Below are 24,156 nucleotides of genomic sequence, written 5' to 3'. Positions count from 1 at the left end.
CCCGTTCCCTGCTGCATCTTCTTTCTATTATTATAACGCCAATCGGCGTTGCATTCGACTGCCATGAAACAATCCCTCGCCAGGTAGCGAGGGACATTGTCTACATTTTATTATCTTCCTTCATCTCCTCTTCCATCATGCCTTCGTCCATCATGTCTTCGTCCATCATTCCCTTATCGTCCACTTCCTTCTCTTCCATCATGCCGTCGTCCTTCATTTCACCTTCTTCCATCTTCTCTTCTTCCATCTTTTTATCTTCCATCTTTTTATCTTCCATCTTTTTATCTTCCATCGCGTTATCTTCCATCATGCCGTTATCCTTCATTTCCTCTTCTTTCATGCTGTCGTTCATTTCCGTGGTCGGCTTTTCATTCAACATCTCGTTGTCATTCGAATTGCATGCGCTAAGCAGCAGCATCAAACCTGTAACAAGCACACCCCAGTACCTTTTCTTCATTTCGTTCCCCCCTCATTAGAATTGACTAGCCTACTCAAGGAATCATAAACGATAAAGCTAACTATCCAAGAACGATCCCCTTGCGAAAGGATTATAAAAAGCTTACAAAAGTATAAATTAAAAAAGCCGCCTCCACCGTGTAACATCCACGGCAGAGACAGCCCTCTCACATCTTCTTATTTTCTTATTGATGCGATTGCGGCTCATACATTCAAAACGTGTTCGTGACATACGAATTCACCACACCTTTGCTAAAATCTCTCTCATGAATGGCCGTCACTGTAAAACAATTCTCTAGTTATTCTCCCTCCATGGATGGATCGGCTACACTAAGTTGGACAGAAATATAATGGCTAGTAGAATGAGCAGATAAGATGAAGGAGCGGATCTACTACGCCGAATCGCATTCACGGTACCCTGGGCTATCTTACCCCCGTACAAGCCAGAAAAGTGCCCTCATAATTGTTGTTCAGTTTTGGGTTGACAATTCAATTCTTTTCTTTTAAGTTACATGTTTTATTATCCCACTTAATCAAATACTCAATAATAACTTTACTATTGAGGCCATTGGTCAATTTATATTCCGCATTTCTAGTCTTAAAATATTGCTTTTCAACATAAAATCCTACGCCAATTTTATTAAGTTAATCTGTCAATGTACAAGGCAAAAGTATGGCAATTGGAGTTTCGCTCGCTAAAAGTTTCGTTGGCTTTCCGTTGATCCGACTAACGAAGCCGCACAGTTCTGTTGACTCCAAACGTCTAAAACATGCGTTCGGAGTGTTCTTTTCACTTTTCCTGGTCCTTTAGTCATCAATCACACCTTACACGCCCCACACATTCCGGGGCGTGTATTTCTTTCTCCCATAGAAAACACTTTCTCCAAGCATATGTTGATTCCACGTTGATTTCGAGCATAAAAAATACATCGCCCAAGGCACTTAGCCCACATGGCGATGTATTCAAACTTTACATACTATTATATGCCTCTACACTCTTACTCTTCCCCTGTCGCGATCGGGTTCCCCTCATAGCTAATCCAATCGCTCCAGCTGCCCGCATACAACCTTACATTCGTAAAGCCCGCTTCCTGCAGGGCGATCACATTCGGCGTAGCGGTGACGCCCGAACCGCAATACACGATGAGTTCACGATTCTTGTCCAGATCGGCGAAGCGTTCCGCTTGATCTGCTGCATCCTTCCAACTGCCGGATGCCGTCAGTCCGTCTTTCCAGAAGCGATTGATGGCGCCCGGAATATGACCCGCCACGCGGTCGATCGGCTCCACCTCGCCACGATAGCGCGGAGCTTCGCGGGAGTCGATCAGCGTGACGTCTTCTCGCCCTAGCTGCTCTTGTACCTGATCCATCTCAACCAGCATCGTATGCTCAACGACTGCCAGGAATTTCGTAGGAGCAGGTTCCACAATCTCGTCCGTCAGCGGATGTCCTGCATTCACCCACGCTGCAAATCCTTCATCCATCACATACACCTGCTCGTGGCCCAAATATTTCAGCAGCCACCAAAGCCGGGAAGCCATCGCTCCCCCCTGGTCGTCGTAAGCCACCACTTTCGTTTCATTGCCGATCCCTGCGCGGCTAAGCGCAACGGTCAGATCGAATATATCCGGCAGCGGATGACGGCCGCCATGCTCATCCACAGGCGCGGACAAATCCTTCTCCAAATCCAAATAGACCGCTCCTGGAATATGAGATGCCTCATAAGCCTCACGTCCAGTCATCGGCTTGCCAAGCACAAAACGGCAATCGGCGATAACGACATCCGGCGCTCCGATTTGCTCTTTCACCCATGCCATGGAAACAATATTGTTCATGTTAATCCGCCCTTTCACATTAAACCCATGCGTCCTATTATACGGATTTTTGCCTCATCACAAAAGTCCGCTCCGTTTTTATTTTCATCTATCATAAAAAAGCCCGCTGCGCCTGCATACAGCGCAACGGGTTCGTGTGGAATACATCTATGAAATTCCTATGAAATTTCTCAGCAACAACGATAGACAGCTTGCGGTCGCGTCTAATTTCGTTGTATTATAAGCATGAAACACAAATAGCCCTTTGTGCGAAAAAGGGACATGCATGCGAGCGATGACAAGGTGCGAACTTGAATATCGCCTTGCTGTATTCGATTTGTGTCTTCCATCAATTTCATAAGGGGGTGTCCGCAATGGCTAAAGACGTTCTTTGTGAAGTCGACTCCTGCCGTCACTGGAGCAACGGCAACAAGTGCGCTGCTGAACAAATTTACATCGTATCCAAACACCAAGCTAGCACATCGTCGGAAACAGACTGCAAAACATTCGAAGTTAAATAAGCCACATGGAGAAGGAATACATCAGGTGTTCCTTCTTCTTTTTTGATTTTATCAAGAACGATAATTATTATCAAGTCTTTTTTGCCGGAAAGTGAAGAGGAACAAGAAGCTGTCGCTTTTTTACAATACATTAATAGGCATCCTAACCTATACTTAACAAAAACGTTGGGAGCGATGGTCATGAGCAGATTTGGGATGTATGTCAAATTTACAGCGAAACCCGGTGAACGGGATACGTTAGTCAAGATTTTATTGGAAGGCGAAGCTGCTATGCAAGCCATGGAGGAATGCGAGCTGTATATCGTCAATGTATCGGATACCGAGCCAGATGCTATATGGGTGACTGAGGTGTGGAGCAATCCGGAAGCTCATCGCGCCTCTCTCGACCATGAAGAAACAAAAGCCTCCATTGCGCGCGCCATGCCGTTGATTGCCGGAGTGGAGTCGACAACAATCAGACCGGTCGGCGGCAAAGGGTTGCGATTTTAAAGAAGTCCTGCCTTGGAAGAAGACAGGACTTTCCTTTAAATCATCTACTCGTTCAAAAAGGTCGTAGCCCGGTTTTGAATCAGCCCGGCGGCTTCCTCCGCAGACTTCTGACCGCTGAAGTAAGCGAGGGACTCCTCCCCGACGATGGCAATCACTTTTCCGTCGAGACTCGAATATTGATCGGCCATGTTCAGTAGCTCATTGAACCGAGTAAATTCCTCGTCCTTCGCCTGAACAGATTGACCGTCAGGCAACTGATAGGTTCCGGCTTGGATTTGCTCCTTGATCTCGTCCAGCTTCCCCTCGTTCACCGATTTAAGCATCGAGAATCCGGCGCGTTCCGGCATCGACTGCCCCTCTTCGGACAAGAGGAAGCTCAGCAGCTTCCACGCCTCTTCCTGCACCGGGGATTTCGCCCGAATCGCAAACTTGGAGGACGGGATGATTCGCATCATGCCGGTTTGCTCTACGCTATGCGGCTTTTGCAGTAACCGAGGGTGATCGAACACCGCATGCGTTACGTTAATCACGTCAGCCGGCTCACGCAATACGGCAGAGTAGAATAATTGCTTGTCAAGCCCCGCTGGCTCGGCGGTCATCACGCCTTCATCATACATGTTCTTCACCTGTTTCAGTAATGCCACGAATTCCGGGGTATCGAACTTTGCTTTTTTCGCAGCTTTATCCACGTATAAGCTGTAACTGTCGACCGTCATTTCCTGCATCAGCATATCCGGCGTATAATCAGCCATTGCATACAAGCTCTCCCCTCCCTGCGTCAGCCCTTTAGCAATGCCGGCAAAATCCTGCCAGGTCCAGGTCTGCTCATTGATACCCGCGTCCTTCAACATCTCTCCATTTCCAATGAACGCTCTGAGGGAAAATCCGGACGGAATCGCATACGTTCCGCCCTTGTGCTTCATCGCCTCTAATACATTCATGTACATATTGTCTTGCTTCAGCGTGTCATCCTGGCTCATTAAATCTTCCATATTCAGAAGAAGTCCCTTCTCGACATACTCGTCCGCAGGCAACCCGTCTATCAGTTCGAGAACATCCGATCCTTTCCCGGATAATAAAACCGTATTGATTGACTTTCGGTACTCCTCCCAGTCCCCGGCTTTCGCCTCTTCCCCAGCCTGCTTATAAGCCTGAATCTGCAGATCGATGTCCGGATGCTTGGCTTCGAATGCTTTCTCCAATGCTTCATAATACGGGGTGGACTGCATAATGGACAGCGTGAGAACGGATTTCCCCTCTTCCGTTACTTTGTTTTTTTCTCCCGCTTCAGCCCCGTTGCCGCCACCGGTGCTGCAAGCAGTCATAGCCACCAACATGATAACTGCTCCAATCATTGTCAAACCTACTTTTTTCATCATCGCTTCCTACCTCTCCTCTTTGTTTTTATTGCAGACGAATCCGGTTCCCGTCCTGCAGCGGCTCGCTGCTTTCCAGAATGATTAGCTCACCTTCATACAGCCAATCTGCCGGAATCATCGTCTCCCGATCTGTGGACTCGCTTGCATCAATCGGAACCTTGCGGGCCACAAACACATTGCCCAATGCCCCCCGCTGCTGCTCTACCTTGAATATAAACCGCTTCTCGCCTTCCCGATGAACCGCTTCGTTCGGGATGAGCCATCCCTTCCCAGACGATGCCCGCTCCAGCTTGACCGAAACCTGCTCACCCCCTTTCAGGGCGGCATCGGCCACATGGATGCGCAGCTCCTTCTGGCGAATAATGGCTGACGCTCCACCGCCGCCTTCTGACGGGTCTGCGATTCGCGTGCCCGCATCGGCAATTTCATCGATGATGCCCTCCAGCGTGCGGGCTGGCTGCTCCCCTTCTGCTGCAACTCTCAGCTCGATAGGCTGCTTAACCGCAAGACCTAAGCGGTCAACAAGCACCTTGTCGGCCATGATCTCCAGAAGATAGCCTAAGTCCCGGTTCGTGATTACGACATCCGGCTGGCCAGTGGAGACGAGGCCTTCTGCCACATTCATCTTCGCCACTATCCCGTCGAACGGAGCCCTCAGCTCTCTCTGCCGATTCAACTGCTCCTTTAGTCCGTCAATTTTCCGCTGCTGCATAGCTATATCAATACTGCGCGTTGCCAGCTCGCGTCTAACCTCCCGTGTAGCGGACTCATTTCCTTCGACCATCGACAATTTGAATTGGTCCTGCACGCCTTCCAGCGCGATGGTCAGCTTCTCCAGCTGTGCCAGCTCATCCTCCAGTTCCCTCTCGGCAGAGGTGCTGTCATATGCAACGAGCCTCTGCCCTTTCTTGACCTCCTCTCCTTCCTTCACTAGAACTTGCCGGACCCTCCAACCAGCCGAATTCGGCAGCTCCGCCTGATTAACAGGCTGCAATTCGCCACTGCCTTCCAGCTTATAAGCGATCCCACCACTTGCCGCCTGCTCGGCCCTTACCTTCGGCAAGGTAACGGACTGCAGCGTATTGCTGAATAGCGTGAAGAACAGCAGCAATCCGATCAACAGCAACAGCACGGCGGATATCCATTTTTTTCGCTTACGATCAACCTGCTCCTTCGATAGCTCCATATCCTTCGTCTTCTCCTCCTACCCCTTGATCCCGGACAATTGAACGCCCTCGATGAAATACGTCTCCGCATATAGGAACAACAGCACCATCGGAGCCATATATAGCATCGATGCGGCAAACACCGTATCCCATTCACCGCTTAACCTCGACAGAAATACCGATAAAGGCTGTTTGAACGGATCGTCTATAAAAATCAGCGGCTGCTCGACCATATTCCAGTAATCGACGAACAGCAGCACGACCAACGCAGCAAGCCCCGGCTTGACCATTGGCAGGATGACCGTCAGGAATATCCTGAGATGGCTGGCGCCGTCCATCTTGGCGGCTTCGATATAGGCGTACGGAATATGCAGCATAAACTGACGAAGCATGAATACACCGAAAGCGGCAAAGATACCCGGAAGAATGACAGCTCCGGGCGTATGCAGCAAGCCCAGCTTATCCGCCATGATATAGTTCGGGACAAGCGTGACCTGAAAAGGCATCAGCATGGTCAGCAGATACACGAGGAACAGGGAATCACGACCGCGAAAGTTCAGCTTCGCAAAGGCATAGGCTGCCAGCGCCGCGACAACCGTCTGTCCGATAATGATAGGCACGACCAAGCCTGCTGAATTCCAAAACAGCAGCAAGTAATTGGGGGAATGCACCAACAGCTCGCCATATTGCGCCAGGGTCACCTTGTCCGGCAGCCACTTCATATTGACGAACGCATCGGCACCCGTTGACGTCACCTCCGTGAGCTTTCCAATAGCTCCGTAGTTGATGTTCAGTTCCTGCTTGCTCATCAGCGAATTGGTGAAGGTAATGACGATCGGGAACAGCAGCAGCAGCCCAATCATCCCCATCAATGCGGTTAACAGGACTTTATGTATAGTTGAAATGATTCGCAAAGCTCCTCCTCCTACTCCATAAACTGGCGATACCGGCGCTCCAGGCCGAACATCCCCAGCACGACCACCATGATGCCGCAGACCATCAAAGCAGCTGCCGCCGTCAGCTTCTGAATATCCAGTGACACGAACATGTTGTTCATATAATGCTGCATCATATAAATGCTGTCATGCGGGTAATCGCCCGCCATCAAGTACGTCTCCCGGAACACCTTGAAGGAATTGATGATCGACATGATGACTACGAAAAACGTCGTTGTGGTCAAATAAACCAGCGTAATGCCATAAAACTGGCGAAAGCGGCCGGCACCCTCAAGCTGCGCGGTTTCGTAATAATCCTTCGGAATTTGCTGAAGTCCTGCCAGAAACAAAATGACGTTGTATCCGACGTTCTTCCACAGATATACCGCTATAACCACATTCCGGGCCGCATCCGTCTTCATCCAGTCCACCCGGTCGATGCCGAACCAGCTGAACGCATAGTTCAACGCTCCATTCCAGTCAAAGACCATCTGCCAGATGATGATGACAGAGGCGACCGGAACAACAAGCGGCAATACATAGGAGGTCCGCAGCCATTTTCGGAAATAAATTTGCCGATTCAGCAATAACGCCAGCCCCAGGGACAATGCCAGCATAAGCGGAACGCTCACCGCGCTAAAATAAAAGGTGTTGTACGCTGCCTTCCGGAAGGAAGCGCTGGACAGCAGCTCCCGGTAATTCGTAAGGCCCTCAAATCCTCCCTCAGAAGCGCTGCCCATGAACGAATACATCACTCCCATGGCAAACGGGATCAGATAGAACACGGCAAAGCCAACTGCGCTCGGCGCGAGAAATAGCCACGCCGCCGCAGTGTCCCTGCGCATCCACCGGGCGAGGCCCCTCGGAGCACACAAAAAAAACCACTTCTTCATCTTCCAGTCCTCCTGCCGTTGATGCTCTAAGCATAGGCCAGACTGTTAAAATAAGAAGTGGGGTAATTCTTAACTTTTCCTAAAATGGATTCGTTTGAGGGGATGCTTTCAAGTAAGGCAATCGCACCTCGAATTCGGTACGGATGAGATCGCTTTGCACCGATATGACGCCTTCATGCTGATCTACAATGTTCTTGGCGATAAACAAGCCAAGCCCGGTGCTTCCTTCCTGATGGGTTCGCGCTCGATCTCCGGTAAAGAACATGTCAAACACATGAGGCAGCTCATCTGGCGGGATGATTCTGCCGTAATTGGTGACTTGAATAACGACCTGTCCCTCCTCCTCGCTGCCGCGAACATCGATATATTCACCATCCCTGCCGTAACGAATGGCATTGGACAGCAGGTTCTCGAACACGCGTGCGAGCAGTTCACCATCACCTGAAATCATAAGATTCGGAGCCATTGCAAGGCGAGCGGTCAGCTCGTTTTTTTCGAATACGGGATACATCTCTTCGCCTAATTGGGTCAGCAACTCTCCCAGATCGAGCGGCGCCCGATGAATATTCAGCTTGCCATAATTCATCCGTGTAATCTCGAACAGCTCGTCGATCAGCTTCTCGAGCCGCTGTGATTTCGTGAAGGCGATCGTCGTGTAGTGCTTCATTTGGTCAACCGTCAAATCCTTGCCTTGGAGGATAAAATCCAAATACCCGATGACCGAAGTCAGCGGGGTTCTCAAATCATGGGCAAGGTTAAGCACTAACTGCTCCTTGCTATTCTCGGCGAAATCGCCCCGTTCCACCGCTTGCTTCAGCTTTTCGCTAGCCAAGTTGATATCTCTGGCAATATCCCCAATCTCATCATTGGATGGAACATGGACCCGATGGGTGAAATCTCCCCCGGCCAACTGGTTGATCCCGCGGGAAATCTCCCGGAAATAAGCAACGTAACGCCGAGTTAATAAATAGAAGTAAAAAAACGAGATCGGGAAAAAGAAGATCAGGAACGCATTGATATCGCCGATATCGCGAATGATTTCGCGAATTTGGAACATGGGGTTTTCGCGGAGCAGCGTGTAGTAATATTGCTGCAGCACCAAATAGATCAAGAAGGTAGTGGCAGCGGACAACAGCATGCTGAGCCCGAACAGGCGAATCATGTGGAAACGGAAGCTTCGGAATTTGGGTTTAGCCATTGAACGCATAACCTACTCCCCAAACCGTCCTGATCAGCTTGTTCTTATGCTGGTCCTCCCCAAGCTTCTTGCGCAGCGTTCGGATATGCACCATCACGGTATTTCCGCTTTCATAATACGCTTCGCCCCACACCCGCTGGAAAATATGCTCCGAGCTGAATACCTTCTTCGGATGGCTGGCGAGCAGCACCAATATATCGAACTCCTTGGGCGTAAGCTCGACCGGATTGCCATACAGGAACACATTGCGCTGCTCGGGATAGATTACGACCCCGCCGGCCTCCAGTATGGACGTATCTGCCGCCGGAGCAGCCATCGACGGATTCAGCTGAATGAAGCGGCGCAGCTGGGCATTCACTCTAGCTACCAGCTCCATAGGGTTAAATGGCTTGGTCATATAATCATCAGCGCCGCGAACCAGACCGGTGATTTTATCCAGATCGGTCGCCTTGGCACTAAGAAAAATAATCGGCAGATGAAACTTCTCTCGAATTATCCGAGTCAGCTCGTACCCGTCGATCTTGGGCATCATAATATCCAATATCGCCAAATCCACGGATTGCGTCCAGATCATGCCGAGAGCCTCTTGTCCGTCGACGGCTTTTAGGCAACGGTAGCCCTCTTTGACCAGATGCAGCTCGATCAGATCGGCAATTTCCGCCTCGTCATCCGCAATTAGAATGGTGATCGATTTCATGACATTCTCTCCTTTTCAAGGACAAGCATAACCGAGTCCGGCTTGCGATTTCAAATGCTTCTTTCACTTTGATGCTCGGCGGAAGGGAAGAATAGCCGCCAGGTATATCGCGAAGCCCAGAAGACCCCCCAAGGTATTGAGCAATATGTCATCGACATCAAATTGGCCAATCCTGAACAGAAGCTGGGCGGACTCGAGACCCAGGCTTAAGACGAACGAACAAGCCCATATTTTTACTCCGGCCATCCTCTCATCCTTGAACGTCAATCCCAATAAAATACCGAGCGGCATAAATATCGCCACGTTGCCGAGCAGGTTAAATAAATCGTGGCCGCTTAACGAATGCAGCGATCTGGAGATTTCCCGGAATGGCAACAAATTGCCTGCATCCAGCCACTGGGAGAGCAACCCCGGCTGCTGTAAGCCAGTCAGCAGACGGTCCCAAAGAATACCGGGGCTCAAGGCATGAAACTTCAATAAGATGATTTTGACCAGCATGTATAGATATAGGACAAGCAGAGCCCGGAGGCTTAGTACGCTCAGACGGCCTCTCTTTCTTGCTTTCCTATTGCTTTGATGGACGCTAATATTCGTCTTTATCCTGGATGCTGCCACCGTGCCTATTTTCGCACTCATTCGCCCGTTCCCTCCTTGTCCTGCTTATTTGCGAATCGTCACGATAACGCCATCCTGATTATTGCCGGAAATCTCATATTCGCCTTTCGCAGGCACTGTGATCATGTGATTTTCAGTTACCGGATAGTAAAAGACTTGATAGTTGTCCTCCCCGATCGTTGTACTCACCGACTTCTGCTCCTTCAGAAAATCCAGATATTGCTCCAGCACGAAGTTCCTTTCCTTCATTATCGCACTATGCGGCAAACCGACGTAGCGGAAATGCCACGGCTCGAATTGGACACCGGTAATCGCCGTTTTATCCTCGGGATAGCGCAAAACAAACCCGTATTTCCAGGAGTGGTCGATTAGCCACTTCCCTTCCGGGGCACGACTCATTTCGCCCTGCGAGGAGCCGATATCCATCGATAGACCAATATTGTGCTCGCTATACCCTGGAGGCATGGCAATCTCTGCTCCCAATGTGCGATACAGCTCCTCTTGATCGGCTTCATTCCGAAAACCGCTGCTAATCAGGAAGCTGGAAACCCCCTCCTGTGCCGCATCCTTCACCATGGCGCGGAACTTCTCTGCCAGCCGGGGCGATAGCAAGACTCTGTTATCCAGCACGCCGAAGCCATCGATCCATTCGGGATTTCTAACCAGACTTATCGCTTCCGACTCAGCGTCAAGTCCAAGTCCATCTGGAACAGGATAGTCCTTGTTGACGAGCAGCAGGTCTCCCTGGAAAATCATTTCTTTCGTTACTTTTATCTTAAAACCATCTGCTTGAGTTACCTCATCAGGCTTGTTTGAGTTTTCAATCTGAAGCTTTGATTCATCAGGCAAGTCGCTCATACCCGCCTTAAACTTCGTCAATCCGTAGCCTAGCATCAACAAAACTAAAAGACAAAAAACCCATTTCTTCATGCTCCAGCTTCCTCCTAATCTTTCGTATGCTAGAAGGATAAAGCAAACTGTTAAAAAAGAAATGGGCTCAAACCTAAAGTTTTTCTTAAATTGAGAGCGGGCTTGAGTGTGGGAAGGTACGTCTCGCCCCGCCTGGTACTGTTTTCAGCTACCATGGCTGGTATTGCGTGAATCGTGGTCGTATGTCAGTCAATAGGGTGGCAGCTTGATGAATCGTCCCGGCGGTATCTCCCCTTCACCAGCTTCATGTCGATAAAATCGACGACTTGCTGCAGCGAGGCGATTTGGCTGACGATATTTTCACGATGGCTCTTTAAACGCTCCACCAGCTCGGGATATTCTGCGGGGTCGGAATCGGCGGAAACCACCAAAAATGGGCGCATTTCCTCCAACGGCATTCCCGTCTTTTTCAGACAGGATAGCAGCCGGATCATATGGATGTCCTCCTCCCGATAGATGCGGTGCCCGTTGTCCTTCCGGTCCGCTCGGGGCAGGAGCGCGATCTTCTCATAATAACGGATTGTATCCTCGGATATGCCGGTTTGCTCAGCTGTTTGCTTGATCGTATACGTGTGCTCTGCCTTCACCCTATTCCCTCCCGGAAAATGTTTTTTGTGCATTATACACCTTGGAGCTGGCTCCAAGTCAAGCCTCTTCCCCTTTGAACCAAAACCTTATCTTCATACCTTGACTTGGAGCCGACTCCAAGTTCTACAATGGGCGTTACTAGGGGAAAATATCCCGACTTCAGGAGGAGAAGTACAATGAACACATTCCAACGTGAAAATATCGCATTGATTACAGGAGCAAACGCCGGAATTGGGTTGGAATTAACCCGAAAATTGCTGTCGGAGGACTGGCAGGTGGTCGCCTTGAATCGTTCGGCGTTTCCGGCGGACGATGTGAGCATCCAAAAAGCGCTCGTAAGCAGGCGGCTGCGCATGTATAAAGTAACGGATCTCGCAGATTATGCTAGCTTGAGAAGGACTCTGGAAGAGATGAAAGCTAACGAACAGCGGATCGATATTTTGTTTAATAATGCCGGCGGGAGCTTTCATGAGCTGGGTTATTCGAAACAAGGACGCGAGAAGCATTATGAGCTGATGACGGTCGTGCCGTATATCATCCTGATGGAATTAAAGGAACTCCTGAACAACGGCCGTTTAAAAACGGTCATCAACACGTCATCGTCAGCACTTAAATTCACAAAAGCGTTTAGCATCGAAGTCTTGGAACGCCCCAAAACCTTCCGCAAGCTGATTGGCCCTTACGCTACCTCCAAGCTGGCGCTTTCACTGTGGACAGAGGCCATTGCGCCGCAGCTAGTTAAGGACGGCATTAAGATTCGCAGTGTTGACCCAGGTAGTAACAATACGCTTAGAAAAGGGAAGAAATCCGGACTTCCCCTATTGGTCAAGCCGTTGATGAAGCTGTTTTTCTCTCCACCGACCCACGGCGCAAACATGCTGTATGACGGTGCTCTCGGGGACTACAGCAATGAGACAGGCATGTTTTTGCTGAAAGGCAAGGTTGCAGAGTTACAATTTAGAGATCAGGCGAGAAACGTTTTAGAGAGGATTCATACGATTTATGAACATGAATTTTTACAATAGTCGGTTCCGCCGAAGCGCAACATGATTCAGCCTATGCCAAATGCTTTTGCAAGAGCATTTAATCCGATCATTTAATGTTAGATACAGATTGAATTCATTACTTTCAATAACTTCCCAGCTCAGATCAATAGAGGTGTCTTCTAATTGAAAGAGTGCAGATTCAACTAACTCGAAGCTAACGATAAACTTCCGGGGGAAATTCGCAGGCTTGGCCGCCTACTGTAAACTCTACAAATTCATCCTCTTCCTCTGAGCTGAGAAGATTGCGAATTGCAGTGCTTGTCTCAACCGTCACGATGAACTCGGCACTGCCGCCGCCGACCATAATCATGTTGTCCAAATACTTAATCGAGACCTGGCTCCGTGTGAAGCCATCCATTCGCCGAATCGGATGAATTGCAATTTGCCGTTGCTTAATAAAGCACCAGATTCAACAGTAAGGGGCTGTCCCAAAAGTCATTTAATGATTTTCAAGTCCCCACTTTAGACAGGACTTCAGCAGTAGCGTAACAATGGCTAAAGCAGAGAAAATTCTTCTTATGTTCATATGAATAGTCCTTTCATTAATAAAGACAAATCTTTCAACGGATACACAGATATCAACTACAACAATTGTTATAAAATGAATGATAAGTTGTTATAAAATATTTGATAATAGGTTATTAAAAAAGAGCACCGGCATCTCATGCCGTGCTCTATTCTAGCGTTCGGATTCTATTCATTCAGCCCCTTCAGGGGGCGATCAGCGCGGCGGAACTGTCGGTCCGAATACCGGAGCTAATCTGGATGCTGACAACTGCTCGCCGAGGCCGAAATATTCGCAGAAATTCATAATCATCGGATTCCATTTCGAAGGATCAATATAGTTTGTGTTTATTTCCATAAGCAGCTCATTTTCAACATGAACCTTTTCAATATGCACTTCTATAGCGACTAGAGAACTTGGTTCTTCGAATGGATGTATTTTTACTAACTTGGCCTCCAGATGGACGGGACATTCCTGGACTCGAGGTGCCCTGACAAGTTGTGACGGAATCGGGGTTAGTCCAGCGATACCAAACTTATCTGCTTCATACTGGTAGCCCCGCATAGCTTTGGATTCCGGCACCGGATGACGTCCAGTCAACAGAGTCAGCCGGTCAACCGCAGGAATTAAGTCAATGGACGGCAGATTAAGCACACACTCCTGCTGGCGGATCAAATTTTGTACAGTCTGCGACTTGCTGCTAAGACCGAGCATACACGATTGATTAAGCCACCAGGCAGACGACATCGGAGCCAAATTAGGCGTACCGTCTTCATTGATCGTACTTATAAGAACGACAGAGGTGCCAAAATAAAGAATTTTAGGTTCTATTACCGTATGCATATCCGCTTCACTTCCCCTTGAAGATTGATGAATTTGCAATTAATGTATCACACACCTTATGCGTAATATAGAGAACCAGAGTAAGACAGCAAGATCGCAAACTTTTTAAACCTAAAAAACGCCCAAGCTAAAGCTTGAGCGATGTATTCATTAGTTATGAAGAGAGAAAATTGATTCCCTAATCGTGTTTCGGGTTCACGTACGCTGTTCATTCAGATAGGTTTTGACAGAAGGAGCGACGTAATTTGAGAACTGCTTCAAAACCCCTTCAGGGGTATGGTCTGTAATGACCATAGAACGGTACTTGGGCTGCATGAATTGCTCGCGCTGCATCACATCAAACATAGATACAATCGGATCAAAATAGTGATTTATGTTCAAAAAACCACATGGCTTGTTATGTAAACCCAACTGGCCCCAAGTAAAAATCTCGAAAAATTCTTCCATCGTCCCAGGGCCACCGGGAAGAGCAATAAATCCGTCTGCCAATTCCGTCATCTTGGCTTTTCGTTCATGCATGGATCCCACCATAATGAGCTCTGACAGCCCTTTATGCGCAATTTCGCGATCCTGCAAAAAATAAGGAAGGACCCCGATTACTTGACCGCCTTGTTCCAACACAGCATCAGCAATAGCCCCCATCAGACCAACATTGGCTCCACCATAAATAAGGGTAATCTGATGTTCAGCAAGCACATGACCTAGTTTCACTGCACTTTCCTTATAGATTGAAGAAGCTCCCTCGCTGGAGCCACAGAATACTGCGATAGATTTCATAGCTGAACACTCCAATTATTATTTTGATGAATAACGCGCTTCAAGTTTTTGCTTATGAGCTTTTAAAATATCTTCGAGAGCTATATCGTATCTATTCGCAATGACAATGAGATTTCCTAGTACGTCTCCAAGTTCTTCGGTTAGATCCGATTTATTCTCCTGATACGAACCTTCGATCTCATCGGGTCGATCTCGTCCGATCTCTAGTGCGCGAATCGCACGCGCTACTTCGCCGGTCTCCTCCGCAAGGAATCCAATCCGGACAAAGATATCCAAGTCGGACCAGTTCCTTTGCTGATAGTACTCCTTCACCCACTGTTGAAATTCATTTATATGCATGTTTACCTCCATTTGCAAAAGCTTTTTCGAACAAGAGTTCTCAAAAAATCATACCATAGTAGATAATTTAATAACAATCTATGTCCATCGATTTCCTGGACGAAAACGCCAAAAGAGCTGCAGCAGGTCACTAAACTAGCAACCTGTCACAGCCCGGCAATCATAACGTACTATGTATCATCGCCAGTCAAAACAGCCTTTTTCCTTTTATATGATTTATAAACTCTGCTTATGAAGCTTGACCGCTTGAATTCCGACAATCAGAAGCCATACAAGGTCGGCTATGATCAAGACTCGTCCAAACAGTCCTGCCAGAACTTCAGGACCAAACTGGCCATCTTGCGGGATTTGAAGGATAAAAACATTCCTTCAGCTCCGCCGCTAATATGCCAGGTGCCAACCAAACGATTCAACGTTTGAAGATCAGTCATATTTTCATTCTCCTTATGTAATATGTCCCCTACCGTTCGAAATCGACAACAGTCTTTGCCAGTACTTCAGGTGCCATTATGACTGCAGAATGATCTTGACCTGCCAGAGTATGCATGACAGCTTTAGGCAGTAGTTCAGCAAGTGCGCGTGCTGCGTCATGGAAGAGAGGCTCGCTGTTTTCCCCTGTCATGATCAACGTTGGAACGTTCACTGCCCATCTATCGGTTGGCAGCGGCTGGCCTGACTGCGTGGTGCCCATAATCATGCCGTCATACGCGAGTGTGTGCGATAATGCCTCCATCTTATTCCAGGAGGGATCGGCTTTCATGTAGCCGATAAATTCATCTGGAATACCGAGAGCCTCGGATGCGAAATATTCGACGGCTTCGGATCTTTTGCCGGCTTCAGTTCGTGCCTGCAATTGTTGCACGTAGTCAGCAGGCACAGGCTTACGGCTGTCATTGATAATAAACGGAGGTTCATACAGATAGAGCTTCGCAACCCGATCCCCCAGCAAGTTTGCCGCTTCAAGTGCCAACACGGCTCCGGACGAACTTCCGAACAGGCTAGCTTGGCTGCCGGCAGCTTCAATTAAAGCTTCAATATCTTCCACTTCTCTCTCCACGCTATACGGTGCTGTATCTGTGCTCTGACCCCGCCCGCGACGATCATAATTGTATACGGTGAAATGAGCGGTCAAATGCTCAGCTAGCTGAGCAGCATCCCGATGATCCGCAGCTGCTGATGAAACCAGTATAAGCGCTGGGCCGTTCCCTTGTTTTTGATATGCGATCTTTGTTCCGTCTTTTGAAATAACGTTGTTCATAGAGCCTCCCATTAACGTTTCTAAATAATCTTCAAGCCGATCATACGCATCCGTGAATCCTTCGATCATTCCCATAGCTTCCGCGTTATCCAACTCTTCACCTGTAGCGAATCGCGTCACGATGCTAATCCGCGTACCTCCGATTTCTTCCTCGAACAGGACGGTCGTGAACATCTCGCTATCCGAAACGATATTCCAGTCCCGGTCGGCAAAAGAGTCTGTATAAACCAGTTTCCGAGGTGCCTCCACCTCTTCATATACGGCTCGACAATAGGCTTCTTCACCACTGCTGTCATCAGATTTCAGACTGTACCGCCAAACGCCGCCTGGCTTAACATCCATTTCATAAACGGTTGTCGTCCAGCGCTTAGGTCCCCACCATCGTATAATGTGTTCGGGCTCAGTCCAGCCTTCCCAAGCAAGCTTAGCAGGCATGGCAACGGTGCGTTCGACGGTGAGCTCCCTACGCTCGCGGTTTTTACGAATGGTTGTTTTTCTTCTCATCTGCAATCATCCTTTTTAGGTAAATTTCAAGTGCGTCAAACCGCTCGTTCCAGATGTGCCGGTAGTTCAGCATGTATCTCGGGATAAAGCTGTTGAGACCTGTCATAAATCCTCCTTCTTCTCGTATTCCAGCATGTATTCCTCGAAATGGTCGAGACGCTCTTCCCAAAGGATGCTGAAGGAATCAAACCATTCATCCAGTTCTTGAAAAGGCCTGGCTTCGAGGCTATATATACGCTGTTGTGCCTTGCTGCGGGATCGTACCAGTCCAGCCTCGCCCAAGATGCGCAAATGACGAGACACATGAGGCTGGCTGATGCCCAGTGCTTGAACGATTTCCCCTACCGATCGCGGTCCTTTTTTTAGCAGTTCAACAATGTTGAAGCGATTCGGCTCGGCGAGTGTGATTAACGTTAGTTGCATGGCTGATGTGTTCATGCACATAATATATACCAATGTGCATATACACGTCAATATATATAAAAAATAAATTCGTTCCCTTTTTCGAGCATATAGCCTAACCTCCAAGGATGAAAACACAACCTTTGCGTTGCCTCACAGCCTGATCAGATTCCATCTATTCCAGAAAGCTATGGGTTTCTTGCAGCTGCTCTCTTCGACTTGTTGTTTGCAAGCAGCCCAAAGAAGGCTGCAACAGGTCACATGCTCCTAACCCTGTTACAGCCTCCAATCCCGCGTCGGACGCAGCCTGTTAAGCCCTTACTCTTTCCCCGTCGCGATCGGGCTCCCCTTATACGACATCCAGTTAGATCAATAACGACATCAGGACCGCTCACCAAGATGACCGATACTTTTAATGAGAAGTTCGGCCTGTTCAACGGTTTGTTTCACGATTTCGGCAGCTGCGTGATCTTGGGCTAATCTAAGACCTTGGCCAGCCCAGAGTGACATATATTCCGGGTTACTCACATGAGAGGCCGCTTGGCGAATATCTCTTGTTAGGGCATTTTGAATCGGATAGTCGGGTATCGTCCCCTCATAGTTGCTCATATCTTTCATAAAGCCCGTGAGAATGCCACGCGCAGCTTTTCCTGAATAAATTGTTGTCACTTGAGTTGCATCCTCATTAGATGAAAGTATCTTCTGCTTATGAGCTTTATGGGCACCGCTTTCCATGCTTGCTAAAAAAGCGGTACCCATCTGAATGGCTGAAGCTCCTAATGCGAGGCTTGCAACAAGCCCACGCCCATCCATGATGCCACCCGATGCGATTACAGGAACCGACACATGATCCACTATTTGAGGAACAAGAGCCATAGTCCCAATCATGGTGTCTGCGCTACTCGCTAAGAACGATCCACGGTGCCCTCCCGCCTCGCTTCCTTGGGCAACAACGGCATCTACTCCAGCGGCTTCTAAAGCAATAGCTTCCACGACTGTCGTAGCTGTACCCACGATGACTATTCCTTTCTGATTCATGGATTGAATAATATTTTTTGGCGGTATGCCAAAGGTGAAACTAAATACGGAGACATTTTCTTCAAGCACAACTTGTGCTTGTTCATCGAATGACTCCGCAAACTTCGGGATAGATGGATTCAGAGCGATGCCCATATCCAAGCGATATTTATTAAGATAACCGTTCATCTCGGCAATGGTGTGGTCTGGTGTACTTGGTTGCTCGGGAACGAACAAGTTAACAGCAAAGGGACGATCTGTTTTTCCTTTTATCTCCCTGATCGCATTTCTGATTTGCTCGGGTGTTAAATAACCTGCCCCTAAGCTTCCTAGTCCTCCGGCATTTGAAACAGCTGCAACCAGATCTGGTGTCGTCGGACCACCAGCCATGGGTGCTTGAAGAACAGGGTATTCAATCTTAAGCCTGCGTGTCAGTTCTGTCTTCATCATTTCGAGCTCCCTCTAGGATTCTGTGTCCCCAATCCTCTTGTTCTAAACTTTTGACTATGATATCACATATTAAAGCTATCCTGCTCCCTTAGCTTAATGAGAAAAAGAACAGCTGTCGAATCGCAAGCTGCTCCTTGGTTACAACCTCTGCTGCCCCAGTTTTTTCTTAAATTTCTTGTTTGCAAGCTGTTGAAGGAGAACACCAAAGAGGGCTGCAACAGCCTGCCTTTCGGCAACCTGTCACAGCCCCCAAACTCGCGTACGATGCGACAACCATACTAATTTTTAGCGTGCAAATAAAACCAATTAACAGTTCCATAGTTGCCTTCGAATTGGGCTTGTATAACTACAGGATTAGCGTAAGGAGCCGTATAAGATGCCCAGCAGCAATCAAGATCGGGACCATTGATCCAAGCGCTTCCGCTTGAATCTAGTGTGACGGTGACGGTCGATCCGTAGATAGGCTCGCGTTGTCCCAAAGGTCCTTTGGACATCAAAGTGACCGTCACTTGGGTATTCGGTTGTCCCGAAACCGACACTTCATAGGCATGTTTAGAATAGCCTGGCGTCCCATATCTCGTCTCTATCGATTCCGCAGTATACGCGGCATAGGCCGAGCTGGAGAAAGCAAACAACGCAATGAGGACTAATAACACTACTTTTTTCATTATTTTCACCTCCTTACTATGAAAGGTAATCACAATAAAATCAGCACACCACCGGATGCAAAATATAGTAAATCAATTATATTATATAAAAAAAGGTAGAAATAAGAAACATAAATTTCGTTTGGCGATTCAGCCTATTAGGTCTGACAGGCGTCACGCGTGGGGACTCCGTGCACCCTTTTCCTATTGCAGAACAAATTAAAGAGGTCGCAACAGTTGCGGCGGAATCGTAAATGACAGCTCCTTCAGCACAGGTGCTTCTGGCCGGTAACCGAAGGTAACCCGGTCGAATACAATCGCACCATTCTCCCTTTAAAACAAAACCACTCCTGAAACAAGTTTGAGCAAACCGTTCAATAAACCATAAAAGTCGCTAGCTAACTTGCATTGCAACATAGTAAATGGTATATTATCATTATCAGCTACCTTGCATTGCAATATAGCATCCATTTTATAGCACAAGTAATTTGCAATGCAAATAGCAAGGAGGGAATATGGCTTGGATAGTCAGATGCTGAAGGGCTTGCTGGAGGGCTGCATACTTTCAATTATTTGGGAGAAGGAAGTATACGGATATGAGCTGAGCGAAAAACTGCATGAGGCAGGGCTGACAATGGTTAAGGAAGGAAGCATTTACCCGCTACTGCTGCGCATGCAAAAAAATGAGCTTATTGTAGGAACCATGAAGCCCTCTGCAACTGGTCCTGATCGAAAATATTATCGTCTCACTGCCAAGGGTGAACGTGCATTGCAGCTGTTTGATGAAAGCTGGGCACAGTTATACATGGCAATCGCTTATTTAAGGAGGAATCGCGATGAACACCAAGCAAATGATTCTATTGAATAATGAACGCCGCAAGCTTTTGAGCGATGAGAATTTGGCCGCTTATGAGAATGCTATGGTTTACATCCGGCTGAATGCCCGATCCGAATATATCACGGAAAGCGTATTGCTCGAACTGCTTGAGCATTTAATTGAAGCACAGCAGCATAAAAAAAACGCTCAGGATGTTTTTGGCGAAGATCTTCACGCTTACTGCGATGCACTAATTGCCAACATCCCTCATCAAAGCAAGCAGTCCTGGGTGCTTGATGTGTTCAATTACACGGCCATTCTGCTAGGTTCGCTATTTGCCGTACAAACAATCGTTCAACTGCTCTCTTATTTCATTCCCTCTCTTAAAGTGGAGCAAATCAGTATGGTGCCCCTTCTGATCATAGTCGCTTTAAGCGGAATTGTTATACTTGTGCTGTTGTATGCACTTAAGGCTACTGTCTTCGGGCGCAAATCCTGGTTTATTCTCAGCGGTGTAACGTATATCTTAGCCATCGCCATCTATGTATATTCAACCTTTCTGTTTAAAGATGTCTGGACAGTACCCATCAACTTCTGGTCCAGTTTGGCTTTCACCGCTATCATGTTCACCTTATCGTGGCTGTTCAAGCAGCTATCCAGCAAAGCTGACCAAACACTGGCCCGTTCCTGACCACCGTCATCCTCAAGCTGCCGCTTGGGGATCTTCTTTTTGCCAACGATATCCCTTCCATTTGCGGAGTCACAGGCGAATACGTGTTCAGTGTCATATATTGAGCGTGCTATGACCGAGTCGCCTAGACATGGCCTTCAGAGGTGAAAATTATGTGCCTCGGCGACCGCAACACGCGAACAATTAACTTCCGTTACAAGAACCTTAAACCACCATTTTGTTGACCCTTGTTGACCCCGACACCTCTCAGCGTAACGCAAAGGAGTACATCGCCACATGAGCGATGTACTCCGAGTCACATACTAGCACTCAATAGTATTCTTCCGCGACTATGCCTGCCCTCACTTCGCAAGTGCGCCTCCCTTATGTCGCTCCATGGGTAAATCCGATCGCCTTGCAAACGATTCATCTATCATTCCTCCTATAGGTAAGGAGGCACGGCAATAGAGTTATTGGAGATGGGAGCTTCCCAACAAAAAAACGGACACAAAGGTGTCCGCACGGGTTTCATAACTCATTAACCTTGCGTCCCTTTATAATGGCATAAGAAGGCACACTATCCCTAGGATAATGTTCCAACACAACATCGCCATTACAAAGTTCCTGCCATCGGTTAATTCCCCTTTCTATCATCTCCAAGGATAAATATCACGATGGATGCGAGGGGTCAATATTGTTTTAACGGTGACGAAGCTTCTGCGCTGCTCTAATACTATCCTTTAGCCAAATCGGGGCTTTGGGATGACCTAGAATTTCATCGGTATTCATCCAATAGACAGCATCCACTTCATCTGGACTCTTGGCATACGCTTCACCCTTGTCATATTCGCACAAGAACACGATATCGATAACTTCGCTGCCATTCTCTAGCATAAAAGAAGTACTTCTGACATAGCTCAGCTTCGTTTTCACCTCAATCCCCACTTCTTCAAGCAGTTCTCTTCTTAACGTTCTCTCTAGGATATCGACCGAGTTGCCTTCATTCTCGACCGTACCTCCAACAAGAGCAAGCCCCCCTCCCGCATGCTCCTCTTTCTCGCTGCGCCAAATGATGAGCCACTTGTCCTCTTTAAATACAGCACCCTCTACATTAACAAGAAACATACAACTGCCCCCTATCTGAATAGTCATATCCATATTGCGCAATCGAGAAGAAGTCCACCTGCATTGCTGCTGATACAATAATCCTAACGCAAACGAAATAAAGGGGGAAGATTAATGATAACGAATGCCGCCCAAATTACAGTCTTTGTTAAGAATCAGGAGGAAGCCAAAACCTTTTACATCGAAAAACTTGGGTTTGTTGTCTGTGCAGACATCGAATTTTCACCGGGATGGTCTTATCTAACGGTCGCCCCTAATAGGGACAACCAGACGGTGATTGAGCTTGTTCAGGCCGATACGCCAGAAAGAGAATCGTTGATCGGCAGACAAGCCGCCGACCAAATTCTAATCATGTTCCTTTCGAATGATATTCATAGCGATTATAACGAAATGAAAGCGCGAGGCGTTGTTTTTCACGGAGAACCCAATCGCGTTCCAGGAGGCTGGGGCGTTGGATTCCAGGATCTGGACGGCAACCTGTTCGACCTTTATCAACCGGACTAAGTAGAATGACCAAGACAGCCGATCACAATGACCGGCCGTCTTTTTCTTTTTATCTCCAAAAGGTAATTTTGTCAGAAGCCAATCGAACGGTCTCATATCCCTCTTCTTTGGCCTTTCCTATCGAAATAATCATGACTGGAGCATAGCGTTCCTCATCCAAATCAAATGCTCGTGCCACCTGATCAACCTCAAATCCCGCCATGGGATTCGTATCATAGCCGTGTGCGCGGGCGACTAACATGAACTGCATCGCAAACAAGCTGCTGTCGACTTTGGCAATCTCAACCTTCAATTCTTTCGGCAAAGTCGGAAACATAGATAAAATGGTTTCGAGCTGTCTGTCCCTTACTTCAGCGGGCATTTTCCCTTGTTCTACAGCTGTATTGTAAATTTCTTCAACATATAAGTAGCTCTCTGTATCGCCAAAAATTAACACCATTGCGGATGAAGTGTCATTTTGCAACGTATTGAATCGCACCAGAGGTCTTAGTTTTTCTTTTCCTTCCGGAGTATCCACTACAACTACGCGCCAAGGCTGCATATTGGCAGACGACGGAGCGAGACTGGCTTCCGCAATCATTTCGCTTATCTCTTCTCTCGATATCTTAATGCTCTCGTCATAATGACGAACAGAGCGTCTGCCCTTGACTATATTGGCAAAATCGTTATTTTGAGTACTCGTAAACATAGAACCTCTCCTTTTGATAACCTTGGATTTTTTGACATGATGTATGTCGTTCGTTATCATAAATCGTATTATGAACTATGAACCTAGGTTTATAGCAAGCACCCAAAAGTGAGGTTATCCTATGAAAATAAATGAAGTTTCCAAATTATCGCGACTGCCCATATCGACCTTAAGATTCTACGAGCGCAAGAACCTGATTCCGGACAAATTTGTTCAGAGGGATGAAAATAATTATCGGGTTTATTCTGAGGAGATTGTTGATTTTCTAGATGATGTGAAGACACTGTTATCCGTAAATTTTTCTATTGAAGAAATCAGTTTGCTAGTCAATCAAGAGCTCAACCTATCCTATGAGGTTAAAAAGAAGATGGTGGAGCAAAGAATCAAAGAAATTGAAGATATCCAAAAGCAATTAAGAAAGTCGAAAACCTTTCTGCATGCCATTCTAGATGGAAAAGCCAATTTCCAAACGAAGTGTTGAACGTATTCCGTTAAGGATACTTCAATATTCTGTCCCCGTTGATCCTCACTCTTCGCATAAGTCAATGTCGGAATGCTGATGCTCACCATGCCGTCCGGAATATCCTCCACATGCTCTACCTCAACTGATTAGGATTCATCTATTCAGGATGGTTGAAGGCGTTCCAGTATGAGAAAGCCAAAGCATCATGGGGATGGGTAAAGGAAGTCCCGAAGGGGCTCGTCTTCTTTATCGGGTTAGCGGAACTATTGGGGGGGATCGGGGTGATTTTGCCTCAGGCGCTGGATATCATGCCCCTATTGACACCGCTTGCCGCAACCGGACTTGCTACTGTCGTTCTATTCGGTGCCATCTTCCATATCGCACGCAAGGAATATCGGGAATTAGTCGGACACTAAAACA

The 24,156-nt window shown here is 47.6% G+C and carries 31 protein-coding genes; 8 read left to right on the top strand and 23 right to left on the bottom strand.

The annotated features are described in order from the left end of the window. Positions 1-100: 100 nt before the first annotated feature. The gene (locus D3P07_RS09965) at positions 101-457 is read right to left on the bottom strand and encodes a hypothetical protein (RefSeq protein WP_119800086.1); all 357 of its coding nucleotides are present in this window, start codon (positions 455-457) and stop codon (positions 101-103) included. Between the two features lie 997 nt (positions 458-1,454). Next, on the bottom strand, positions 1,455-2,291 hold the full coding sequence (locus D3P07_RS09960) for a sulfurtransferase (RefSeq protein WP_119800085.1): 837 nt from the start codon (positions 2,289-2,291) through the stop codon (positions 1,455-1,457). Positions 2,292-2,644: 353 nt separating this feature from the next. Here D3P07_RS09960 and D3P07_RS09955 point away from each other — a divergent pair, with 353 nt between their 5' ends. Then, positions 2,645-2,791, top strand: coding sequence for a DUF1540 domain-containing protein (locus D3P07_RS09955; RefSeq protein ID WP_119800084.1), 147 nt, complete (start codon positions 2,645-2,647; stop codon positions 2,789-2,791). On the opposite strand, the gene D3P07_RS26955 is transcribed toward D3P07_RS09955, so the two are convergent. Next, a complete protein-coding gene (locus D3P07_RS26955; protein WP_182914318.1) occupies positions 2,722-2,922 on the bottom strand; it encodes a hypothetical protein in 201 nt (66 codons plus the stop codon). The two genes, D3P07_RS09955 and D3P07_RS26955, sit on opposite strands and share 70 nt — an antisense overlap. 49 nt (positions 2,923-2,971) lie before the next feature. Between D3P07_RS26955 and D3P07_RS09950 the strand changes: the two genes are divergently transcribed. Then, positions 2,972-3,280: a putative quinol monooxygenase gene (locus D3P07_RS09950; RefSeq protein ID WP_119800083.1), complete on the top strand. Its 309-nt coding sequence runs from the start codon at positions 2,972-2,974 to the stop codon at positions 3,278-3,280. Positions 3,281-3,324: 44 nt separating this feature from the next. Here D3P07_RS09950 and D3P07_RS09945 read toward each other — a convergent pair whose 3' ends face one another. The 9 genes from D3P07_RS09945 to D3P07_RS09905 all read right to left on the bottom strand — a co-directional run bounded on the left by D3P07_RS09945 (position 3,325) and on the right by D3P07_RS09905 (position 11,713). After that, positions 3,325-4,659, bottom strand: a complete 1,335-nt coding sequence (locus D3P07_RS09945; RefSeq protein ID WP_119800082.1) for an ABC transporter substrate-binding protein — start codon at positions 4,657-4,659, stop codon at positions 3,325-3,327. A 25-nt stretch (positions 4,660-4,684) separates the two neighbouring features. After that, positions 4,685-5,845 (bottom strand): efflux RND transporter periplasmic adaptor subunit, encoded by a 1,161-nt coding sequence (locus D3P07_RS09940; RefSeq protein WP_119800081.1) that lies wholly within the window; start codon positions 5,843-5,845, stop codon positions 4,685-4,687. Positions 5,846-5,863: 18 nt separating this feature from the next. Further along, the gene (locus D3P07_RS09935) at positions 5,864-6,694 is read right to left on the bottom strand and encodes a carbohydrate ABC transporter permease (protein WP_119800781.1); all 831 of its coding nucleotides are present in this window, start codon (positions 6,692-6,694) and stop codon (positions 5,864-5,866) included. 56 nt (positions 6,695-6,750) lie between these two features. After that, positions 6,751-7,653, bottom strand: coding sequence for a carbohydrate ABC transporter permease (locus tag D3P07_RS09930; protein ID WP_259391427.1), 903 nt, complete (start codon positions 7,651-7,653; stop codon positions 6,751-6,753). A 79-nt stretch (positions 7,654-7,732) separates the two neighbouring features. After that, complete coding sequence (locus tag D3P07_RS09925) at positions 7,733-8,851, bottom strand: sensor histidine kinase (protein WP_119800080.1); 1,119 nt, start codon at positions 8,849-8,851, stop codon at positions 7,733-7,735. Beyond that, on the bottom strand, positions 8,844-9,548 hold the full coding sequence (locus tag D3P07_RS09920) for a response regulator transcription factor (RefSeq protein WP_119800079.1): 705 nt from the start codon (positions 9,546-9,548) through the stop codon (positions 8,844-8,846). Before D3P07_RS09920 ends, D3P07_RS09925 begins: the two co-directional genes overlap by 8 nt. A 63-nt stretch (positions 9,549-9,611) precedes the next feature. Beyond that, on the bottom strand, positions 9,612-10,184 hold the full coding sequence (locus tag D3P07_RS09915) for a VanZ family protein (protein ID WP_119800078.1): 573 nt from the start codon (positions 10,182-10,184) through the stop codon (positions 9,612-9,614). A 24-nt stretch (positions 10,185-10,208) separates the two neighbouring features. Continuing rightward, positions 10,209-11,093 carry a M15 family metallopeptidase gene (locus tag D3P07_RS09910; protein ID WP_119800077.1) on the bottom strand — a complete coding sequence of 295 codons (885 nt, stop codon included), beginning with the start codon at positions 11,091-11,093 and terminating at the stop codon, positions 10,209-10,211. A 185-nt stretch (positions 11,094-11,278) separates the two neighbouring features. Next, complete coding sequence (locus D3P07_RS09905; protein WP_119800076.1) at positions 11,279-11,713, bottom strand: MerR family transcriptional regulator; 435 nt, start codon at positions 11,711-11,713, stop codon at positions 11,279-11,281. A 144-nt stretch (positions 11,714-11,857) separates the two neighbouring features. Between D3P07_RS09905 and D3P07_RS09900 the strand changes: the two genes are divergently transcribed. Then, positions 11,858-12,706 carry an SDR family NAD(P)-dependent oxidoreductase gene (locus D3P07_RS09900; protein WP_119800075.1) on the top strand — a complete coding sequence of 283 codons (849 nt, stop codon included), beginning with the start codon at positions 11,858-11,860 and terminating at the stop codon, positions 12,704-12,706. 175 nt (positions 12,707-12,881) lie between these two features. Here D3P07_RS09900 and D3P07_RS26730 read toward each other — a convergent pair whose 3' ends face one another. The 9 genes from D3P07_RS26730 to D3P07_RS09855 form a co-directional block, all read right to left on the bottom strand. Beyond that, the gene (locus tag D3P07_RS26730; RefSeq protein ID WP_147384501.1) at positions 12,882-13,085 is read right to left on the bottom strand and encodes a hypothetical protein; all 204 of its coding nucleotides are present in this window, start codon (positions 13,083-13,085) and stop codon (positions 12,882-12,884) included. Between the two features lie 363 nt (positions 13,086-13,448). Then, a complete protein-coding gene (locus tag D3P07_RS09895; RefSeq protein WP_119800074.1) occupies positions 13,449-14,075 on the bottom strand; it encodes a flavin reductase family protein in 627 nt (208 codons plus the stop codon). Positions 14,076-14,270: 195 nt separating this feature from the next. Further along, on the bottom strand, positions 14,271-14,852 hold the full coding sequence (locus D3P07_RS09890; protein WP_119800073.1) for an LOG family protein: 582 nt from the start codon (positions 14,850-14,852) through the stop codon (positions 14,271-14,273). A gap of 18 nt (positions 14,853-14,870) precedes the next feature. Then, positions 14,871-15,191: a MazG nucleotide pyrophosphohydrolase domain-containing protein gene (locus D3P07_RS09885; RefSeq protein WP_119800072.1), complete on the bottom strand. Its 321-nt coding sequence runs from the start codon at positions 15,189-15,191 to the stop codon at positions 14,871-14,873. 287 nt (positions 15,192-15,478) lie between these two features. Then, entirely contained in the window at positions 15,479-15,622 is a 144-nt protein-coding gene (locus D3P07_RS26950; RefSeq protein WP_182914250.1) for a hypothetical protein, read from the bottom strand. Between the two features lie 29 nt (positions 15,623-15,651). Next, complete coding sequence (locus D3P07_RS27475) at positions 15,652-16,953, bottom strand: alpha/beta fold hydrolase (protein ID WP_259391426.1); 1,302 nt, start codon at positions 16,951-16,953, stop codon at positions 15,652-15,654. Between the two features lie 102 nt (positions 16,954-17,055). Next, positions 17,056-17,376: an ArsR/SmtB family transcription factor gene (locus tag D3P07_RS09865; protein WP_119800071.1), complete on the bottom strand. Its 321-nt coding sequence runs from the start codon at positions 17,374-17,376 to the stop codon at positions 17,056-17,058. A gap of 360 nt (positions 17,377-17,736) precedes the next feature. After that, on the bottom strand, positions 17,737-18,822 hold the full coding sequence (locus D3P07_RS09860) for an NAD(P)H-dependent flavin oxidoreductase (RefSeq protein WP_119800070.1): 1,086 nt from the start codon (positions 18,820-18,822) through the stop codon (positions 17,737-17,739). A 278-nt stretch (positions 18,823-19,100) separates the two neighbouring features. Next, entirely contained in the window at positions 19,101-19,490 is a 390-nt protein-coding gene (locus D3P07_RS09855) for a hypothetical protein (RefSeq protein WP_119800069.1), read from the bottom strand. A 499-nt stretch (positions 19,491-19,989) separates the two neighbouring features. Between D3P07_RS09855 and D3P07_RS09850 the strand changes: the two genes are divergently transcribed. Both D3P07_RS09850 and D3P07_RS09845 read left to right on the top strand, forming a co-directional pair. Continuing rightward, entirely contained in the window at positions 19,990-20,337 is a 348-nt protein-coding gene (locus tag D3P07_RS09850; RefSeq protein ID WP_182914249.1) for a PadR family transcriptional regulator, read from the top strand. Further along, positions 20,306-20,977 carry a DUF1129 family protein gene (locus tag D3P07_RS09845; protein ID WP_119800067.1) on the top strand — a complete coding sequence of 224 codons (672 nt, stop codon included), beginning with the start codon at positions 20,306-20,308 and terminating at the stop codon, positions 20,975-20,977. The genes D3P07_RS09850 and D3P07_RS09845 overlap by 32 nt, the downstream gene beginning before the upstream one ends. Before the next feature lie 678 nt (positions 20,978-21,655). On the opposite strand, the gene D3P07_RS09840 is transcribed toward D3P07_RS09845, so the two are convergent. Continuing rightward, positions 21,656-22,081, bottom strand: coding sequence for an NUDIX hydrolase (locus D3P07_RS09840; RefSeq protein WP_119800066.1), 426 nt, complete (start codon positions 22,079-22,081; stop codon positions 21,656-21,658). Between the two features lie 114 nt (positions 22,082-22,195). Here D3P07_RS09840 and D3P07_RS09835 point away from each other — a divergent pair, with 114 nt between their 5' ends. Next, on the top strand, positions 22,196-22,585 hold the full coding sequence (locus D3P07_RS09835) for a VOC family protein (protein WP_119800065.1): 390 nt from the start codon (positions 22,196-22,198) through the stop codon (positions 22,583-22,585). Between the two features lie 49 nt (positions 22,586-22,634). Here the strand turns inward: D3P07_RS09835 and D3P07_RS09830 are convergent, their stop codons facing one another. Next, positions 22,635-23,273 (bottom strand): nitroreductase family protein, encoded by a 639-nt coding sequence (locus D3P07_RS09830; RefSeq protein ID WP_119800064.1) that lies wholly within the window; start codon positions 23,271-23,273, stop codon positions 22,635-22,637. Between the two features lie 121 nt (positions 23,274-23,394). On the opposite strand from D3P07_RS09830, the gene D3P07_RS09825 reads away from it, so the two are divergent. Next, positions 23,395-23,754 carry a MerR family transcriptional regulator gene (locus D3P07_RS09825; RefSeq protein WP_119800063.1) on the top strand — a complete coding sequence of 120 codons (360 nt, stop codon included), beginning with the start codon at positions 23,395-23,397 and terminating at the stop codon, positions 23,752-23,754. 137 nt (positions 23,755-23,891) lie between these two features. After that, positions 23,892-24,152, top strand: a complete 261-nt coding sequence (locus tag D3P07_RS09820) for a DoxX family protein (protein ID WP_119800062.1) — start codon at positions 23,892-23,894, stop codon at positions 24,150-24,152. The last annotated feature ends 4 nt before the right edge of the window (positions 24,153-24,156 follow it).

Origin of the sequence: Paenibacillus sp. 1011MAR3C5, from assembly GCF_003591485.1 — a bacterium.
Taxonomy (GTDB): domain Bacteria; phylum Bacillota; class Bacilli; order Paenibacillales; family Paenibacillaceae; genus Pristimantibacillus.
This window is presented reverse-complemented; position numbering and strand designations above follow the sequence as displayed.

What these genes read in the sequence shown, in the direction of transcription:
- D3P07_RS09935 (WP_119800781.1), bottom strand. Translation starts at nt 6,694, where the DNA reads ATGGGGATGATTGGGCTGCTGCTGCTGTTCCCGATCGTCATTACCTTC.
- D3P07_RS09860 (WP_119800070.1), bottom strand. Translation starts at nt 18,822, where the DNA reads ATGATGAAGACAGAACTGACACGCAGGCTTAAGATTGAATACCCTGTT.
- D3P07_RS09835 (WP_119800065.1), top strand. Translation starts at nt 22,196, where the DNA reads ATGATAACGAATGCCGCCCAAATTACAGTCTTTGTTAAGAATCAGGAG.
- D3P07_RS26730 (WP_147384501.1), bottom strand. Translation starts at nt 13,085, where the DNA reads ATGGATGGCTTCACACGGAGCCAGGTCTCGATTAAGTATTTGGACAAC.
- D3P07_RS09845 (WP_119800067.1), top strand. Translation starts at nt 20,306, where the DNA reads ATGAACACCAAGCAAATGATTCTATTGAATAATGAACGCCGCAAGCTT.
- D3P07_RS26955 (WP_182914318.1), bottom strand. Translation starts at nt 2,922, where the DNA reads ATGTATTGTAAAAAAGCGACAGCTTCTTGTTCCTCTTCACTTTCCGGC.
- D3P07_RS09910 (WP_119800077.1), bottom strand. Translation starts at nt 11,093, where the DNA reads ATGAAGAAATGGGTTTTTTGTCTTTTAGTTTTGTTGATGCTAGGCTAC.
- D3P07_RS09885 (WP_119800072.1), bottom strand. Translation starts at nt 15,191, where the DNA reads ATGCATATAAATGAATTTCAACAGTGGGTGAAGGAGTACTATCAGCAA.
- D3P07_RS09890 (WP_119800073.1), bottom strand. Translation starts at nt 14,852, where the DNA reads ATGAAATCTATCGCAGTATTCTGTGGCTCCAGCGAGGGAGCTTCTTCA.
- D3P07_RS09895 (WP_119800074.1), bottom strand. Translation starts at nt 14,075, where the DNA reads ATGCATACGGTAATAGAACCTAAAATTCTTTATTTTGGCACCTCTGTC.
- D3P07_RS09930 (WP_259391427.1), bottom strand. Translation starts at nt 7,653, where the DNA reads ATGAAGAAGTGGTTTTTTTTGTGTGCTCCGAGGGGCCTCGCCCGGTGG.
- D3P07_RS09925 (WP_119800080.1), bottom strand. Translation starts at nt 8,851, where the DNA reads ATGGCTAAACCCAAATTCCGAAGCTTCCGTTTCCACATGATTCGCCTG.
- D3P07_RS09840 (WP_119800066.1), bottom strand. Translation starts at nt 22,081, where the DNA reads ATGTTTCTTGTTAATGTAGAGGGTGCTGTATTTAAAGAGGACAAGTGG.
- D3P07_RS09945 (WP_119800082.1), bottom strand. Translation starts at nt 4,659, where the DNA reads ATGATGAAAAAAGTAGGTTTGACAATGATTGGAGCAGTTATCATGTTG.
- D3P07_RS09965 (WP_119800086.1), bottom strand. Translation starts at nt 457, where the DNA reads ATGAAGAAAAGGTACTGGGGTGTGCTTGTTACAGGTTTGATGCTGCTG.
- D3P07_RS09955 (WP_119800084.1), top strand. Translation starts at nt 2,645, where the DNA reads ATGGCTAAAGACGTTCTTTGTGAAGTCGACTCCTGCCGTCACTGGAGC.
- D3P07_RS09905 (WP_119800076.1), bottom strand. Translation starts at nt 11,713, where the DNA reads ATGCACAAAAAACATTTTCCGGGAGGGAATAGGGTGAAGGCAGAGCAC.
- D3P07_RS09950 (WP_119800083.1), top strand. Translation starts at nt 2,972, where the DNA reads ATGAGCAGATTTGGGATGTATGTCAAATTTACAGCGAAACCCGGTGAA.
- D3P07_RS09825 (WP_119800063.1), top strand. Translation starts at nt 23,395, where the DNA reads ATGAAAATAAATGAAGTTTCCAAATTATCGCGACTGCCCATATCGACC.
- D3P07_RS09960 (WP_119800085.1), bottom strand. Translation starts at nt 2,291, where the DNA reads ATGAACAATATTGTTTCCATGGCATGGGTGAAAGAGCAAATCGGAGCG.
- D3P07_RS09900 (WP_119800075.1), top strand. Translation starts at nt 11,858, where the DNA reads ATGAACACATTCCAACGTGAAAATATCGCATTGATTACAGGAGCAAAC.
- D3P07_RS09940 (WP_119800081.1), bottom strand. Translation starts at nt 5,845, where the DNA reads ATGGAGCTATCGAAGGAGCAGGTTGATCGTAAGCGAAAAAAATGGATA.
- D3P07_RS09865 (WP_119800071.1), bottom strand. Translation starts at nt 17,376, where the DNA reads ATGCAACTAACGTTAATCACACTCGCCGAGCCGAATCGCTTCAACATT.
- D3P07_RS09830 (WP_119800064.1), bottom strand. Translation starts at nt 23,273, where the DNA reads ATGTTTACGAGTACTCAAAATAACGATTTTGCCAATATAGTCAAGGGC.
- D3P07_RS09920 (WP_119800079.1), bottom strand. Translation starts at nt 9,548, where the DNA reads ATGAAATCGATCACCATTCTAATTGCGGATGACGAGGCGGAAATTGCC.
- D3P07_RS09915 (WP_119800078.1), bottom strand. Translation starts at nt 10,184, where the DNA reads ATGAGTGCGAAAATAGGCACGGTGGCAGCATCCAGGATAAAGACGAAT.
- D3P07_RS26950 (WP_182914250.1), bottom strand. Translation starts at nt 15,622, where the DNA reads ATGACTGATCTTCAAACGTTGAATCGTTTGGTTGGCACCTGGCATATT.
- D3P07_RS09855 (WP_119800069.1), bottom strand. Translation starts at nt 19,490, where the DNA reads ATGAAAAAAGTAGTGTTATTAGTCCTCATTGCGTTGTTTGCTTTCTCC.
- D3P07_RS27475 (WP_259391426.1), bottom strand. Translation starts at nt 16,953, where the DNA reads ATGAGAAGAAAAACAACCATTCGTAAAAACCGCGAGCGTAGGGAGCTC.